Source organism: Vibrio sp. 10N.222.49.C9, assembly GCF_041474985.1.
In the GTDB taxonomy this organism is placed as follows: domain Bacteria; phylum Pseudomonadota; class Gammaproteobacteria; order Enterobacterales; family Vibrionaceae; genus Vibrio; species Vibrio crassostreae_C.
The window spans coordinates 1-473 of record NZ_JBFRVD010001015.1; the positions used below are offsets into that span (position 1 = coordinate 1).

Sequence of the window (473 nt, forward strand, 5' to 3'; positions counted from 1 at the left end):
CTATGGATGTAGCACTTTGGACTGGCGGCGCACTGCGTCACACCGAGGTGTTTTCCTATGCAGGCAACTCTGTCACCAGTGATATCGCGTTTGCTTTTGGCACGCCAATTAACGATGCCGAAGAGATTAAGGTTAAGTATGGCTGTGCTATGAGTGAATTGGTCAGTAAAGATGACACAGTTAACGTTCCTAGCGTTGGCGGTCGACCATCTCGCAGTTTACAAAGACAAACCTTATCTGAAGTGATAGAACCGCGTTATACTGAGCTTATGGGTTTAATAAACCAAGCGATTGAAAACGCTCAAAACAAGATGCGAGAGAACGGTGTTAAACACCATCACATTGCAGCTGGTATCGTATTAACTGGCGGCGCATCGCAAATAGAAGGTTTAGCCGAATGTGCAGAACGCGTATTTGGCAATCAAGTTAGAATCGGTAAGCCTACGGAAGTAAAAGGCTTAACAGATTACGTA

The 473-nt window shown here is 45.2% G+C and carries 1 protein-coding gene; it reads left to right on the forward strand.

What is annotated here, in order from left to right; all coding sequences use genetic code 11:
- A partial coding sequence (locus AB4585_RS26675; protein ID WP_372171759.1) for a cell division FtsA domain-containing protein occupies window positions 1-473 on the forward strand: 473 nt, incomplete at both ends.